This is a genomic window from Phenylobacterium sp. LjRoot97 (assembly GCF_964254345.1).
In the GTDB taxonomy this organism is placed as follows: domain Bacteria; phylum Pseudomonadota; class Alphaproteobacteria; order Caulobacterales; family Caulobacteraceae; genus Phenylobacterium.
The window spans coordinates 87,035-101,017 of sequence record NZ_CAXUTH020000001.1 but is presented as its reverse complement, the minus strand read 5'-3'; the positions used below and the strand labels follow the sequence as shown (position 1 = coordinate 101,017).

Genomic DNA, 13,983 nt, shown 5'->3' with positions numbered 1-13,983 from the left:
TGGACAGTGACGAGGGCGGCCCAAGCCATAGGTCGCCGCGCGGCCGGGCGAAACCCCCCGCTGCCGCCGCTGCTGTTCTTCACCGATCCGGCCCGCACCCCCGACATCGAGGCCGCCGCCCGCCGGCTGCCGCGCGGATCGGCGATCGTCTACCGCGCGTTCGGCGCCCCGGACGCCGAGGCGCGCGCGCGGCGGCTGAAGCAGATCGCGGCCGAGCGCGGCCTGACGTTGCTGATCGGCGCCGACGCCGGCCTGGCCGCTCGGGTCGGGGCCCACGGCGTCCACCTGCCAGAACGAATGGCGGCGCGCGCCCGGCGCCTGAGGCGCCCAGGCTGGATCGTCACCGCGGCGGCGCACAGCCTCCCGGCGGCGCGGCAGGGACTGGCGGCGGGCGTCGACGCGGTGGTGGTGTCGGCGATCTTTCCGTCAAGCAGCCCCTCGGCCGGACCGCCGATCGGGCCGTTGCGGCTGGCGCGCCTGGTCCGCGCCGCAGGCGGGCCGGTCTATGCGCTAGGCGGGATCAACGACAAAACAGCCCGTCGGCTGCTGCCTGCGGGCCTGGTCGGTCTGGCGGCCGTGGAGGCCCTTAGAACTTGAAGGCGGTCTCGAGCCGGACGCGCGGCGCGGATTCCTGAGGCTCGGTCTTCTTGTAGGCCGGCGCTTCCTTTTCGCCGAGGGCGACAGCGCCGCCGACCCGAAGGCTCGGCGTCACGCGGAAGTAGGCCCCCGCCTCGACGTCGTTCCACTGCGTGTCGCGCTCGCCCCGTTGTTCGAGGTTGAGCGTGACCCCCCAGCGCCCCTTGCGCGTATCCCACTTCAGCGACTTGTTCCCTTGCGGGGTCGTGGAGGCTTCGCTGCGCACGGTGAAATCGGCGGTCTTGCCCTTCGCGCCCGGCGCGGCGGCCGTCTGGGCATGCGCCGCCGAAGCGCCGCTCGCGAGGAGCGCCGCGCCGATCAACGAAATGACCAACCGCTTGGACATGACTACCTATATGGCCCCTTAGCCCCGAACACGCCACTTAGAGACGTGACCGTTGAGCCGATTAAAGTCCTGGGCGACGTCAGGTCAACCGACTCTCGGGGGCCTCTGCACACTCCGCAGGCAGATCGTCGGCGCCTGTGGCGGCTGGGACACGCGATTCCTGTTTGGCGGTTCCACGGGCGTTGTTATAGAGGGCGCGGCTGCGTGGGGGCGGCGCCGCGGCGCGAACCGATCGCGGAAGAACGACTAGGAGCCGATATATGCCGTTTGTGCGCGGTGAGTTGATGCGTGGCGTGACGACCGGAGCCTTGGTGCTGAGCCTCACGGCGCTGGCCGCGTGCTCGAGCGGCGGTCCGCGGACCTTCCAGACCCAGGAGCCTGGCGGCTTCAACATGTTTGGCCTTGGCGGCGGCAAGAAGTCCGCTCCGGCCAATGCGAACCAGCCCGCGATCGGGGTGAACGGCTATCTGTGGCGAGCGACGCTGGACACCCTGTCCTTCATGCCGCTGGCCTCGGCCGACCCGTATGGCGGCGTGGTGATCACGGACTGGTACGTGAACCCGGAAAAGCCGGACGAGCGCTTCAAGTGCACCGTCTACATCCTGGACTCGCGCCTGCGCGCCGACGGCCTGAACGTGGCCGTCTTCAAGCAGGTCAAGGATGCGACCGGGAACTGGACCGACGCGCCGTCGGCCGGCCAGACCGAGACCGACCTGGAAAATGCGATCCTTACCAAGGCGCGGCAGCTTCGGCTGTCGAACATCGGCTAAGGCCCGCTACGGGGCGCATTCAGCAAGGGTGGAAACCGGTTCGGATGCGCTCCCTCCCAAGGGCCAGCGCTTTCCGCCGCTGGCCGTCACCTATCGAAGTCTGAAGAGCGCCCCCCATGGCCCGCTACAATCCGAAAGAGACCGAGCCGAAGTGGCGTAAGGCCTGGGCCGACGCCGACGTGTTCAAGGCCGGTCCCCCGACTCCGGGCGTGCCGAAGTACTACGCCCTGGAGATGTTCCCCTATCCGTCGGGGCGCCTGCACATGGGCCATGTGCGCAACTATTCGCTGGGCGACGTCGTGGCCCGCTACAAGCGCGCCCGCGGCTTCAACGTGCTGCACCCGATGGGCTGGGACGCCTTCGGCCTGCCGGCCGAGAACGCGGCCATGGAGCGCGGCGTCGATCCGCGCGGCTGGACCTACGACAACATCGCCAAGATGCGGGCGGAGCTGAAGGAGCTGGGCCTGTCGATCGACTGGTCGCGCGAATTCGCGACTTGCGACGCGGCCTACTACGGCAAGCAGCAGGACTGGTTCCTGGACCTGTGGAAGCGCGGCCTGGTCTACCGCAAGGAAAGCATCGTCAACTGGGACCCGGTCGACCAGACCGTGCTGGCCAACGAACAGGTGGTCGACGGCCGCGGTTGGCGCTCGGGCGCGGTGGTCGAGAAGCGTAAGTTGAACCAGTGGTTCCTGCGCATCACCGACTATGCCGAGGAACTGATCGAGGGGCTGAAGACCCTGGACCGCTGGCCCGACAAGGTCCGGCTGATGCAGGAAAACTGGATCGGCCGCTCCAAGGGCCTGAAGTTCAGCTTCGGCTGGGCCGGCGAGGCGCCCAAGGGCTTCGAGGCCGGCCTGGAGGTCTACACCACCCGCCCCGACACCCTGTACGGCGCCGGCTTCGTCGGCATCGCCCCGGACCATCCGCTGGCCGAGCAGCTGGCCGCCGACCCGAAGGTCGCGGCCTTCATCGCCGAATGCCGCAAGGGCGGCGCGTCGGAGGCCGAGATCGAGACCGCCGAGAAGATCGGCTTCGACACCGGCCTGACGGTCGCCCACCCGTTCGACCCGACCTGGCGTCTGCCGGTCTGGATCGCGAACTTCATCCTGATGGATTACGGCACCGGGGCGATCTTCGGCTGCCCGGCGCACGACCAGCGCGACCTGGACTTCGCCCGCAAGTACGGCCTGCCGGTGAAGCCGGTGGTGCTGCCGCCCGGTGAGGATCCCGCTAACTTCGCCATCGGCGACGAGGCCTACACCGGCCCAGGGACCATCTTCCATTCCGACTTCATGGACGGCATGGAGATCGAACCGGCCAAGGCTGCGGCGATCGGCCGGATCGAGGCCCAGAACCAGGGCAAGGGCGCGACCGTGTTCCGCCTGCGCGACTGGGGCGTGGCCCGCCAGCGCGGCTGGGGCTGCCCGATCCCGGTCGTCCACTGCGCCAAATGCGGTGTGGTCCCGCTGCCCAAGGACCAGCTGCCGGTCGTGCTGCCTGACGACATGGACTTCTCCAAGCCGGGCAACGCCCTGGCCCGCCATCCGACCTGGAAGAACGCCAGCTGCCCGCAGTGCGGCGGCGAGGCGACGCGCGAAACCGACACGCTGGACACCTTCGTCGACAGCTCCTGGTACTTCGCCCGCTTCACCGACACCGAAGCGGCCGAGCCGATCAATAAGGCGGCGGCCGACTACTGGCTGCCCGTCGACCAGTATGTCGGCGGCATTGAGCACGCGGTGCTGCACCTGCTGTACGCCCGCTTCGTGACCCGCGCCCTGGGCGACGAGGGCATGCTGAGCGTGCGCGAGCCGTTCGCCGGCCTGTTCACCCAGGGGATGGTCACCCACGAAACCTATCGCCGCGCCCAGAGCGGCGAATGGGTCGAGCCCAAGGAAGTCGAGATCCTGGCCGAGGACGGCAAGCGCCGCGCCCGCAGCCTGGAGACCGGCGAAGACGTGGTCATCGGCGACATCGAGAAGATGTCGAAGTCCAAGCGCAACACCGTCGCGCCGGAAGAGATCTTCGAGGTCTACGGCGTCGACGCCGCCCGCCTGTTCGTGCTGTCCGACAGCCCGCCCGAGCGCGACACCCAATGGTCGGCCGCCGGCGTCGACGGCGCCTGGCGGTTCGTGAACCGCGTCTGGAACGAGTTCGACAGCCAGCCTGCCGGCCCCGCGCCCGCGCCCTCGCCCGACCCCAAGGCCGACGAACTGCGCGCCTTCACGCACCGCACGATCAAGGCGGTGACTGAGGCGGTGGAGACCTTCCGGTTCAATTCGGGCATCGCGCGGATGTACGAATTCCTCAACAAACTCAAGGAATTCCCCGCCGATAAAGCGACCCCGCCGGTGCTGGCCGCACGTCAGGAAGCGCTGTCGGCGTTCGCGCGGCTGATCTCACCCTTCACCCCGCACCTGGCCGAAGAGGCCTGGGCGCGGATCGGCGGCGAAGGCATGGTCGTCGCCGCGCCTTGGCCGGCGTTCGACGCCGCCCTGACCCAGGACGCGGTCAAGGTCCTGCCGGTGCAGGTGAACGGCAAGCGGCGGGGCGAGATTTCGGTCGCCGCCGGCCTCGAACCGGCCGATGTTGAGAAGATCGTGCTTGACGATCCGGAGATCGCGCGGCGCCTTGAGGGCCTGGCGATCAAGAAGGTGATCGTCGTGAAGGACCGCATCGTCAACATCGTGGCCGGATGACCTGCATGAACCGCGTCGTTGCTTTCGCCCTCATCTCGGTCGGGGCCCTGTCCCTGGCCGGCTGCGGGTTCACGCCGCTCTATGGCGACCCGGCGGTGACGGCGCAGCTGCACTCGGTGCAGGTGTCCACCCCGCCCGGCCGCACCGGCCAGCTGATCCGCGAGCACCTCGACGACGCCCTGGCCAACGCCAAGGGAACGCCGAAGTACCGGATGGACCTGGCGCTGTCGGAGACCCGCTACCCGCGCGGCCTGCGGGTCGACAACGTCGCCACCCGCTACGAGTACGTTCTGACCGCCAACTACACCGTGGTGTCGGTCGCCTCCGGCTCGCCGGTGAAGAAGGGCTCGACCCGGGCCCAGGTCACCTATGACAGCGCCGACCAGCCCTACGCCTCGATCACCGCCCAGCAGGACGCCCAGGACCGGGCCGCCGCCGAGTGCGCGCGACTGATCCAGCTCGAGCTTGCCGCCTGGCTGGCGACGCAGGGAAAATCGTAAGGATTTCAAGGCCGTGATCCTATCCAAGCGGCCTGACATCGAACGGTTTCTGGCCCGGCCGGAACCGCCGATCCGGGTCGCCGTGATCTATGGCCGCGACAGCGGCGTGGTCCGCGACCGCGGCCTGCAGCTGGCCCGCAAGATCGTCCCCAACCTCGACGACCCGTTCGACGTCGCCCTGCTGACCGACGGCGACCTGGATTCCGACGGCGCCCGGCTGGAGGGCGAACTGGCAGCGCAGTCGCTGATGGGCGGCCGGCGGCTGGTGCGCCTGCGGTTCGCCACCGAGAAGGCCGCGCTCGACAAGCAGGTGGCCGAAACGCTGGTCGCCCACGCGGAAGGCAAGCTGAACCCCGACGCGTTCTTCATCGTCGAAGCCGGCAACCTCGGCCGCGACTCCGCCCTGCGCAAGGCTGCGGAGAAGGCGTCCGACGCCGTCGCCATCCCTTGCTACGAAGACGAGCCCGGCGACGTCGCCCGCCTGGTGCGCGAGCTGCTCTCTCAGGACGGCGTCGGCCTCGACGCCCAAGCCCTGCAGCTGTTCGTTGGACGGCTGCCGAAGGAGCGCGGCGTCGCCCGCCAGGAGATCGAGCGGCTGGCCCTGTACCTGGAGCCCGGCAGCGGCCGCACGGCCGCCCCGCGCGATCTGGAGGACTTCCTGGGCGTGGAGCCGGAGGCCTCGCTGTCCGACGCGGCGGCCGATGCGTTCGGCGGCAAATTGGCCGAGGCTCAGGCCGGTCTGCGACGCGCCGCCGCCGAGGGCGAGGCCGGAGCCGCCGCGATCCGCGCGATCAGCATGTACCTCGGGCGGATGCGCCGCACGCTGACGCTCGCCAAGAACGGCGCCGGCCTGCAGGAAGCGGCCAAGGCATCCGGCGTGTTCTGGAAGCAGGAACGCGAGTTCCTGCGTCAGGCCCGCAGCTGGTCGCTGGCCGAACTCGACAAGCTGCAGCCAGAGGTGCTGGCCGCCGACAAGGCGGTCAAGACCGCCGGCTCACCCGACAGCCTGATCGCCGAGCGCCTGGCCCTGACCATCGCCGGCCGGGCGAGACGGCTGGGCCTCTAAAAGTCCAACTTTGAAACCGTCGCTGTCGCGCAGGGAGCGCCGGCGCGCCGTACTCCTGGACGCCCGCTTCGCCAGGACGCGAATTCTGAAATCGCACCCTTTGAAATCAATGACTTAGCGATCAGCCTCGCGCTGTCAGTTTCCGGCAGAGCTCGTCGAGCTGTTCGAGCGTCGCGTACTTGATCCGCAGCTCGCCGACACCGCCCTTGTCGAGCACTTCGACGTCGAGACCGAGCGCGTCGGAGAGGTCGACCTCAAGCGCCTGGGTGTCGGTGTCCTTGGCGGGCTTCCGAGAGGCCGACTTCGGCCGGCTGGCCGCCGGCGCGCCGCCGCGGGCGAGGGCCTCGGCCTCGCGGACCGACAATCCGCCGGCGATGATCTTCTCGGCCAGTGCGACCGGATCGTCGGCCGTGAGGATCGCCCGCGCGTGGCCGGCCGACAGCTTGCCCTCCAGCACGAAGTTGCGGACCGGCTCCGGCAGGTTCATCAGCCGCAGGGTGTTGGCCACGTGGCTTCGGCTCTTGCCGATGCTTTCGGCCACTTCTTCCTGGGTGCGGCCGAACTTCTCGATCAGCTGCTGGTAGGCCGCGCCCTCTTCGATCGGGTTGAGGTTGGCGCGCTGGACGTTCTCGATGACGCCGATCTCGAGCACCTGGACGTCGTCCAGCTCGCGGACCAGCACCGGCATGACACGCAGCCCGGCCTTCTGGCTGGCGCGCCAGCGGCGTTCGCCGGCGACGATCTCCCACTCGCCCGGCAAGCCCGGCGCCGGCCGCACCAGGATCGGCTGCAGCACGCCCTTCTCGCGGATCGAGCCGGCCAGTTCGTCGACCTCGGCCTCGGTGAACACCCAACGCGGCTGGTGCACGTTGCGATGGATCAGCTCGATCGGGATCTCCCGGACGCCGGAGATCTCGTCGGCAGGCGCGCCGGCCACGACCTTGGCTTCGTCGACATCGCCCAACAGGGCCGACAGGCCGCGGCCCAGTCCACGCTTCTCGACCATCATGTCCCCCTAGGCCGCCGCCTGCGCGCGGCGATTGCGCTCGCGCAGCACCACTTCACGCGCCAGTTTCAGATAGGCCTGCGAGCCCGAGCACTTCAGATCATAGACCAGCACCGGCTTGCCATAGCTCGGGGCCTCGGAAACCCGCACGTTGCGCGGGATCACCGTGTTGTAGACCGTCTCGCCAAAGTGGCCGCGGACGTCGCGGGCGACCTGTTCCGACAGGCTGTTGCGGCGGTCGTACATGGTCAGCACCACGCCCTGGATCTCCAGGTTCGGGTTCAGGCTGCCGCGGACCAGGTCGACCGTGCGCAGCAGCTGCGTCAGGCCTTCCAGGGCGAAGAACTCGCACTGCAGCGGCACCAGCACCGCGTCGGAGGCGGCCATGGCGTTGACCGTGAGCAGGTTCAGCGACGGCGGGCAGTCGATCAGGACGTAGGTGTACTCGCCCTCGGCGCGGATCGGATCCAGGGCGTCGCGCAGCTTGAACGAACGGCGGGCCTGTTGGCCCAGCTCCAGCTCGACCCCCGACAAATCGGGATCGGCGGCGACGAGGTCCAGGCCCGGCAGCACGGTGTTGACCACCGCCGCCGAGATCGGCTGCTCGCCCATCAGCACGTCGTAGAGCGTGACCTTGCGCTGGGCGCGGCCGACCCCGAGCCCGGTCGAGGCGTTGCCCTGCGGGTCGGAATCGATCAGCAGCACCTTTTCGCCGACGGCGGCGAGCGCGGTGCCGAGGTTGATGGCCGTGGTGGTCTTGCCCACCCCGCCCTTCTGGTTGGCGACCACCAGGACGCGCAGACCTCGATTAGCTTTTCCGGCCACGGCCGAGCCTCCTCACACGCACGATCCGGCCTCTGGCGTCGCTCAAGCTCGGCGACACGTCCGCCTCGAAATCCCAGGTCTTCGCCGCGTCTTCGAGTTCGGACGCAACCTCCTGCCCCTTCAGGAACAGCGCCTGCGCGCCTCGCTTGAAGTAGGGCTGGGCGTACCCCATCAGTCGCGACAGTGGGGCGCAAGCCCGCGCCGTCACGATATCCACAGTCAGCGACAAGTCTTCCGCACGTGAATTGTGAACCGTCGCCGGCAGCTGCAATCCGCTCACCACCTCGTTCAGGAAGCGGCAGCGTTTGGTCAGGCTGTCGACCAGATGCACGTGAAAGCCTGGCCGGTCTTTTTCCATGATCGCCAACACGATGCCCGGAAGTCCTGCGCCGGTGCCGAGATCGGCCCAGGTCAGCGCCTCGGGCGCCAGGGGCAGGATCTGGGCCGAGTCCCACGCATGCCGCGACCAGAACGTGTCGAGCGTGGCCGGCCCGATCAGGTTCATCTTCTCGTTCCACTCGGCCAGGTATGACCGGTAGCGCTCGAGGTCGGCGATGGCCTGGGGGCCGGCGTTTGTTACAGCGGCGAAGCTGGCCGCGTCGTTCACATCCATGGTCATGCGATCAGGCCGCGCGACGGCGAACATGGGCCAGCAGGGCGGTCAGCGCGCCGGGGGTCACGCCCTCGATCCGCGCGGCCTGGCCGAGGGTCAGCGGCCGGACGGTCGTGAGCTTTTCGCGCACCTCGTTGGAGAGCCCGCCGACGCCGGCATAGTCGAGGTCGGCCGGCAGGCGCAGGTTCTCGTCGCGGCGAAACGCTGCGGCGTCAGCAGCTTGCCGGTCGAGGTAGCCGGCGTAGGCGGCGTCGATCTCGAGCTGCTCGCGGCAGTCGGCCGACCACGCACCGGCCTCGGGGAAGATCCGGGCCAGGTCGTCGAAGCTGATCGTCGGGTAGGCCAGCAGCTGTACGAAGTTGCGGACGACGCCGTCGGCCTTCACCGGCAGGCCGGCCTTCTGGGCCATGTTCGGGGACAGGGTCAACTGCCCTGCCCGCTCGCGCGCGTGGGTCAGTTCGGCGGCCTTGGCGCGGTATGACGTTTCACGTGAAACACCGACCACGCCCAAGGCCATACCGCGTTCGGTCAGCCGCTGGTCGGCGTTGTCGGCGCGCAGCGTCAGCCGGAACTCGGCGCGGCTCGTGAACATCCGATAGGGCTCGGTGACGCCGCGTGTGGTCAGGTCGTCGATCAGAACGCCGATATAGGCCTCGTCGCGACCGAAGGCGGCGGCGTCCTGGCCCGAGGCGGCGCGGGCGGCGTTGAGCCCGGCGACCAGCCCCTGGGCCCCCGCCTCCTCGTAGCCCGTGGTGCCGTTGATCTGGCCGGCCAGATAGAGGCCCGGCAGCTTCTTCACTTCCAGGGTCGGATAGAGCTCGCGCGGATCGACGTAATCGTACTCGATCGCGTAGCCGTAGCGCCTGACCTTGACGTTCTCGAGCCCTGGGATCGTGCGCAGGAACAGGTCCTGCGTCTCGGTCGAGACCGAGGTAGAGATGCCATTCGGATAGACGGTGTCGTCGTCCAGGCCCTCGGGCTCGAGGAAGATCTGGTGGCTGTCCTTGTCGCCGAAGCGGACGACCTTGTCCTCGATCGACGGGCAATAGCGCGGCCCGCGGCCGTTGATGCGGCCGCCATAGACCGCCGACTCGGTCAGCCGGTCGGCGATGATCTGGTGGGTCTGGGAGTTGGTGTAGGTCACGCCGCAGGCGATCTGCGGCACGGTGATCTTGTCGGTCAGGAACGAGAACGGGACCGGCTCGTCGTCGGCCGCCTGCATCTCCAGCCCGTCCCAGGCGATGGTCGATCCGTCGAGCCGCGCCGGCGTGCCGGTCTTCAGGCGACCCATGGTCAGGCCTGAGGCGTAGAGACGGTCCGAGAGCCCGATGGCCGGGGCGTCGCCGACCCGGCCGGCCGGGATGCGGGTCTCGCCCTGATGGATCAGGCCCTTGAGGAAGGTCCCGGTGGTCAGCACCACGCGGCCGGCGCGGTACTCGGTCCCGGTCGCGCCGACCACGCCCTGGACGACGCCGTCCACGACGATCAGGTCCTCGACCGCCTCGGCCATGACGGTGAGGTTCGGGGTCGCAGCGAGCTCGGCCTGCATCGCCTGGCGATAGAGCTTGCGGTCGATCTGGCTGCGCGGGCCGCGGACCGCCGCGCCCTTGGAGCGGTTGAGCATGCGGAACTGGATGCCGGACAGGTCGGCCATGCGCCCCATCAGGCCGTCGAGGGCGTCGATCTCGCGGACCAGGTGGCCCTTGCCCAGGCCGCCGATGGCCGGGTTGCAGCTCATCTCGCCGATGGTCTCGAGCTTGTGGGTCAGCAGCAGGGTCTTGGCGCCGACGCGCGCGGAAGCCGCGGCGGCTTCGCAGCCGGCGTGCCCTCCCCCGATGATGATGACGTCCCAGGCGCTCAAGCGGACCTCCACGGAAGACGCCCCCGGAAGGCCGGGGGCGCTATGGGCAGCTATATAGCGAACAAGGGGCGGTTTTTCACCCCGGATTCCGTCGGCCGGCGCATGGGTGTTTCACGTGAAACAGTCGGGAGGGGAGCCGGCGTTTCACGTGAAACAGCGGCTACTTGCCGATGCAGAAGCTGGAGAACACCCGGTCGAGCACGTCTTCAGGGTCGATGCGGCCGGTGATCCGGTCCAGGGCGCGGCCGGCCAGCCGTACGTCTTCGGCGGCGAGTTCGAGATCGTCCTCCAGCGCCAGGGCGCGATGGAGCCGCTCAAGCGCTTCGGAGAGCAGCTCCCGGTGACGCAGGCGCGTCGCCGTCGGCAACTCGGCGCCCGCCAGGGCGTCGACGACGCGCTGTTCGAGGGCCCTCACCAGCGAGGAGATATCGTCAGGTTTCCAGGCGCTGAGCCTAACAACCTCAACATTGAGCGCCCGAGCCTCGACCAGCGCATGGCCCGTCTCGGCCCCCTGCCCGAGGTCGGCCTTGTTGATCAGGCAGAGGTCGTGCGGATGCAGGGCCGGCACGGTGGCGGCCGCGTCGCTGGCCCCGTCCACCACCCAGATCCGCAGGTCGGCGTCGTCCGCCCAGGCCCGCGCTCGGCGCACGCCCTCGGCCTCGATCTCGTCGTGGGTGTCGCGCAGGCCGGCGGTGTCGGCGAGCAGCGCCTTGTAGCCGGCCAGCCGCATCGGCACCTCGATCACGTCACGGGTTGTGCCCGGCGTGGCGGTGACGATCGCCGCTTCGCGACCGGCCAGGGCGTTGAGGATCGTGCTCTTGCCCGCGTTCGGCGCGCCGACCAGCGCGATCCGAAAGCCCTCGCGAACCCGCTCGCCGCGTTTCACGTCGGCGACGGCGTGCTCCAGGTCGCCGATCAACGCCGTCAGCGCCGGGCGGGCGCGGGCGGCGACATCGGCCGGAACCTCCTCATCTGGAAAGTCGACCGCAGCCTCGAACATGGCCAGCGCTTCGATCAGGCCGTCCCGCCAGCGGGTCTGCGCCTGGCCGAGCGCCCCGCCCAGCTGGTCGAGCGCCTGGCGGCGTTGGGCCTCGGTCTCGGCCTCGATCAGATCGGCGACGCCCTCGGCCTGGGCCAGGTCGAGCTTGCCGTTCTCGAACGCGCGGCGGGTGAACTCGCCCGGCTCGGCCAGGCGCAGCCCCTGGGCGGCGATCGCCTCAAGCAGGTTGGCGACCACGGCCGGCCCGCCATGCACGTGAAATTCGGCGGCGTCTTCGCCGGTGTAGCTGGAGGGCCCCTCGAACCACAGGACCAGGGCCTGGTCGATCGCCCGCCCCTGCCCGTCCCGCAGGGTCCGCAGCGCCGCCTCGCGCCGACGGGGAAGCTTGCCGGCCAAGGCCTTCAGCGCCGCCCCGGTCGCTGGGCCGGACAGGCGTACGACCGCGACCGCCGATCGCCCGGCGGCGGTGGCGGGCGCAAAAATGGTGTCGGTCATTTGGAGCGCGTGGCGCCCATGCCGACATCAACCGCGGCGTTCATCAGGTTGCGGAACTGCTCCTGAGCCCCGACCCCGAACGCCGTCCAGTTCTTGATCAGCTCGTCCGGCGACAGCATGGCCATGTTCGCGGTCATGCGCTTCTGCATCTCTTCGACGAGTTTGTCGTTGAGACCAGACACGTCCGGCAGGCCGAGGAAGGCGCGCGCCTCCTGGGGCGAGCAGTCGATTTCAATCGTCATCTTCATTCGGATAACTCTACAGCCGACGTGATGCTTGACCACATTGTTATGAGCCTAGCCCGGGCGACGGCGCCACCTCCAGCCTGCCCTTGGGCAAGGCTACTCGTAAAAGTGAGCGTGCGGTGAGCGCGCGAACCGGTATCCACATGCGGCGGCGCCGCGCATAGGCGCCGCACAGCTATTCAGACGGGAGTTACCGATGGGTGAGACCACCACCATCAAGACCGACGACGGCCAGTTCGCCGCCTATGTGGCGCGACCGAGCAATCCGAAGGCGCCGGCCATTGTGGTCATCCAAGAGATCTTCGGCGTGAACGCGGTGATGCGCGGCGTCTGCGACGAGCTGGCGGCGGCCGGCTTCCTGGCGGTTTGCCCGGACCTGTTCTGGCGGATCGAGCCCGGCATCGACATCACCGACCAGTCCGAGGCCGAGTGGAAGAAGGCGTTCGAGCTCTACAACGCGTTCGACGTCGACGCCGGGGTGAAGGACATCGCCGCCACCATCGACCACGTGCGGGCCCTGCCCGAGGTCAACGGCAAGGTCGGCGCGGTGGGCTTCTGCCTGGGCGGGCTGCTGGCCTATCTCACCGCCACCCGTACCGACGCGGACGCCTCGGTCGCCTACTACGGCGTCGGCATCGAGAAGCACCTGGCCGAGAGCGAGAAGCAGGCCCACCCGCTGCTGATGCACATCGCCGAGGAAGATCAGTTCGTGCCGAAGGAGGCCCAGGCCCTGATCCTCGCGCAACTGAAGAACCACCCGCAGGTCGAGATCTTCACCTATCCCGGCCGCGACCACGCCTTCGCCCGCCAGGGGGGCGAGCACTACGACGACGCCGACGCCAAGCTGGCCGGCGGCCGCTCCCTCGCCTTCTTCCAACAGCACCTCGCCTAAGGTCCCGGCCATGAAAGCCATCCAGTTCGAAACCACCGGGGGCCCCGAGGTCCTGGGCGTCGTCGAGATCCCGGCGCCGGTCGCCGGACCGGGCCAGGTCCTGGTCAAGCAGCAGGCGATCGGCATCAACTTCATCGACACCTACCATCGCTCGGGCCTCTACCCGGTGAAGCTGCCGTCGCGGCTCGGCATGGAAGGCGCCGGGGTGGTGGAAGCGGTCGGCGACGGCGTGACCCGCTTCAAGGCCGGCGACCTGATCGCCTACGCCTCCGGGCCGCTCGGCGCCTATGCCGAATATCATGCGGTGGCGGCCGATCGGGCCGTCGCCCTGCCCGCCGGGGTCAGCGCCCAGGTCGGGGCCGCGGCCATGCTGAAGGGCATGACCGCCGAGTTCCTGATCCGCCGCTGCTACCCGGTGAAGGCGGGCGAGACGATCCTGGTGCACGCCGCGGCCGGCGGCGTCGGCTCCATCCTTGTCCAGTGGGCCAAGCACATCGGCGCCACCGTGATCGCCACCGCCGGCTCGGCGGAGAAGGCGGCGCGCGCGACCTCGCTGGGCGCCGACCACGTCATCCTCTATCGCGACGAGGATGTGGCCGCGCGGGTCCGCGAGATCACCGGCGGGGCCGGCGTGCCGGTCGCCTACGACTCCGTGGGCGCCGCGACCTTCGAAGGCACGCTCAAGAGCCTGGCGCGGCGCGGGCTGTTCGTCAGCTTCGGCAATGCGTCGGGTCCGGTCCCGCCGTTCGCCCCGGCCCGGCTGCAGCAGTCCGGCTCGCTGTTCTTCACCCGGCCGACCATGGGCGACTATCTGGTCACCACGGCCGAGCTGGACGAGAGCGCGGCCGCGCTGTTCGGGGTCATCGCCTCCGGCGCGGTGAAGATCGACATCGGCCAGACGTTCAAGCTGGAAGAAGCGCAACGCGCGCATGAGGCGCTGGAAGGCCGCGAGACGGTCGGGGCGAGCTTGCTGATCCCGTGACGCAGGGCAGTTCCTCCCCTTCTGGGGGAGGTGGATCGATGCGC

14 protein-coding genes are annotated in these 13,983 nt (G+C 69.3%); 7 read left to right on the top strand and 7 right to left on the bottom strand.

Going from position 1 to position 13,983, the window contains the following annotated elements; all coding sequences use genetic code 11:
- The first annotated feature begins 6 nt into the window (after nt 1-6).
- A complete protein-coding gene (locus tag ACSQ2H_RS00530) occupies nt 7-597 on the top strand; it encodes a thiamine phosphate synthase (RefSeq protein WP_436059538.1) in 591 nt (196 codons plus the stop codon).
- On the opposite strand, the gene ACSQ2H_RS00525 is transcribed toward ACSQ2H_RS00530, so the two are convergent.
- A complete protein-coding gene (locus ACSQ2H_RS00525) occupies nt 587-958 on the bottom strand; it encodes an NtrZ family periplasmic regulatory protein (protein WP_436059537.1) in 372 nt (123 codons plus the stop codon). The genes ACSQ2H_RS00530 and ACSQ2H_RS00525 overlap by 11 nt on opposite strands.
- 284 nt (nt 959-1,242) lie before the next feature.
- Here ACSQ2H_RS00525 and ACSQ2H_RS00520 point away from each other — a divergent pair, with 284 nt between their 5' ends.
- The 4 genes from ACSQ2H_RS00520 to holA all read left to right on the top strand — a co-directional run bounded on the left by ACSQ2H_RS00520 (nt 1,243) and on the right by holA (nt 6,020).
- Nucleotides 1,243-1,752 (top strand): DUF3576 domain-containing protein, encoded by a 510-nt coding sequence (locus ACSQ2H_RS00520; protein ID WP_436059536.1) that lies wholly within the window; start codon nt 1,243-1,245, stop codon nt 1,750-1,752.
- 116 nt (nt 1,753-1,868) lie between these two features.
- Nucleotides 1,869-4,454 carry a leucine--tRNA ligase gene (gene leuS, locus ACSQ2H_RS00515; protein ID WP_436059535.1) on the top strand — a complete coding sequence of 862 codons (2,586 nt, stop codon included), beginning with the start codon at nt 1,869-1,871 and terminating at the stop codon, nt 4,452-4,454.
- 5 nt (nt 4,455-4,459) lie between these two features.
- Nucleotides 4,460-4,954 (top strand): LPS assembly lipoprotein LptE, encoded by a 495-nt coding sequence (lptE, locus tag ACSQ2H_RS00510; protein WP_436059534.1) that lies wholly within the window; start codon nt 4,460-4,462, stop codon nt 4,952-4,954.
- Between the two features lie 13 nt (nt 4,955-4,967).
- Complete coding sequence (gene holA / locus ACSQ2H_RS00505) at nt 4,968-6,020, top strand: DNA polymerase III subunit delta (RefSeq protein ID WP_436059533.1); 1,053 nt, start codon at nt 4,968-4,970, stop codon at nt 6,018-6,020.
- 121 nt (nt 6,021-6,141) lie between these two features.
- Here holA and ACSQ2H_RS00500 read toward each other — a convergent pair whose 3' ends face one another.
- The 6 genes from ACSQ2H_RS00500 to ACSQ2H_RS00475 form a co-directional block, all read right to left on the bottom strand.
- Complete coding sequence (locus ACSQ2H_RS00500) at nt 6,142-7,029, bottom strand: ParB/RepB/Spo0J family partition protein (RefSeq protein WP_436059532.1); 888 nt, start codon at nt 7,027-7,029, stop codon at nt 6,142-6,144.
- A 6-nt stretch (nt 7,030-7,035) separates the two neighbouring features.
- Entirely contained in the window at nt 7,036-7,827 is a 792-nt protein-coding gene (locus tag ACSQ2H_RS00495) for a ParA family protein (RefSeq protein ID WP_436063519.1), read from the bottom strand.
- A gap of 7 nt (nt 7,828-7,834) precedes the next feature.
- The gene (gene rsmG / locus ACSQ2H_RS00490) at nt 7,835-8,470 is read right to left on the bottom strand and encodes a 16S rRNA (guanine(527)-N(7))-methyltransferase RsmG (protein WP_436059531.1); all 636 of its coding nucleotides are present in this window, start codon (nt 8,468-8,470) and stop codon (nt 7,835-7,837) included.
- Nucleotides 8,471-8,474: 4 nt separating this feature from the next.
- Nucleotides 8,475-10,325, bottom strand: a complete 1,851-nt coding sequence (gene mnmG / locus ACSQ2H_RS00485) for a tRNA uridine-5-carboxymethylaminomethyl(34) synthesis enzyme MnmG (RefSeq protein WP_436059530.1) — start codon at nt 10,323-10,325, stop codon at nt 8,475-8,477.
- 160 nt (nt 10,326-10,485) lie between these two features.
- Nucleotides 10,486-11,820, bottom strand: coding sequence for a tRNA uridine-5-carboxymethylaminomethyl(34) synthesis GTPase MnmE (gene mnmE, locus ACSQ2H_RS00480; protein ID WP_436059529.1), 1,335 nt, complete (start codon nt 11,818-11,820; stop codon nt 10,486-10,488).
- The gene (locus ACSQ2H_RS00475; protein ID WP_436059528.1) at nt 11,817-12,068 is read right to left on the bottom strand and encodes a DUF6489 family protein; all 252 of its coding nucleotides are present in this window, start codon (nt 12,066-12,068) and stop codon (nt 11,817-11,819) included. The genes mnmE and ACSQ2H_RS00475 overlap by 4 nt, the downstream gene beginning before the upstream one ends.
- A 193-nt stretch (nt 12,069-12,261) precedes the next feature.
- Between ACSQ2H_RS00475 and ACSQ2H_RS00470 the strand changes: the two genes are divergently transcribed.
- A complete protein-coding gene (locus ACSQ2H_RS00470; RefSeq protein WP_436059527.1) occupies nt 12,262-12,957 on the top strand; it encodes a dienelactone hydrolase family protein in 696 nt (231 codons plus the stop codon).
- Between the two features lie 10 nt (nt 12,958-12,967).
- Nucleotides 12,968-13,939 carry a quinone oxidoreductase family protein gene (locus ACSQ2H_RS00465; RefSeq protein WP_436059526.1) on the top strand — a complete coding sequence of 324 codons (972 nt, stop codon included), beginning with the start codon at nt 12,968-12,970 and terminating at the stop codon, nt 13,937-13,939.
- Nucleotides 13,940-13,983: the final 44 nt, after the last annotated feature.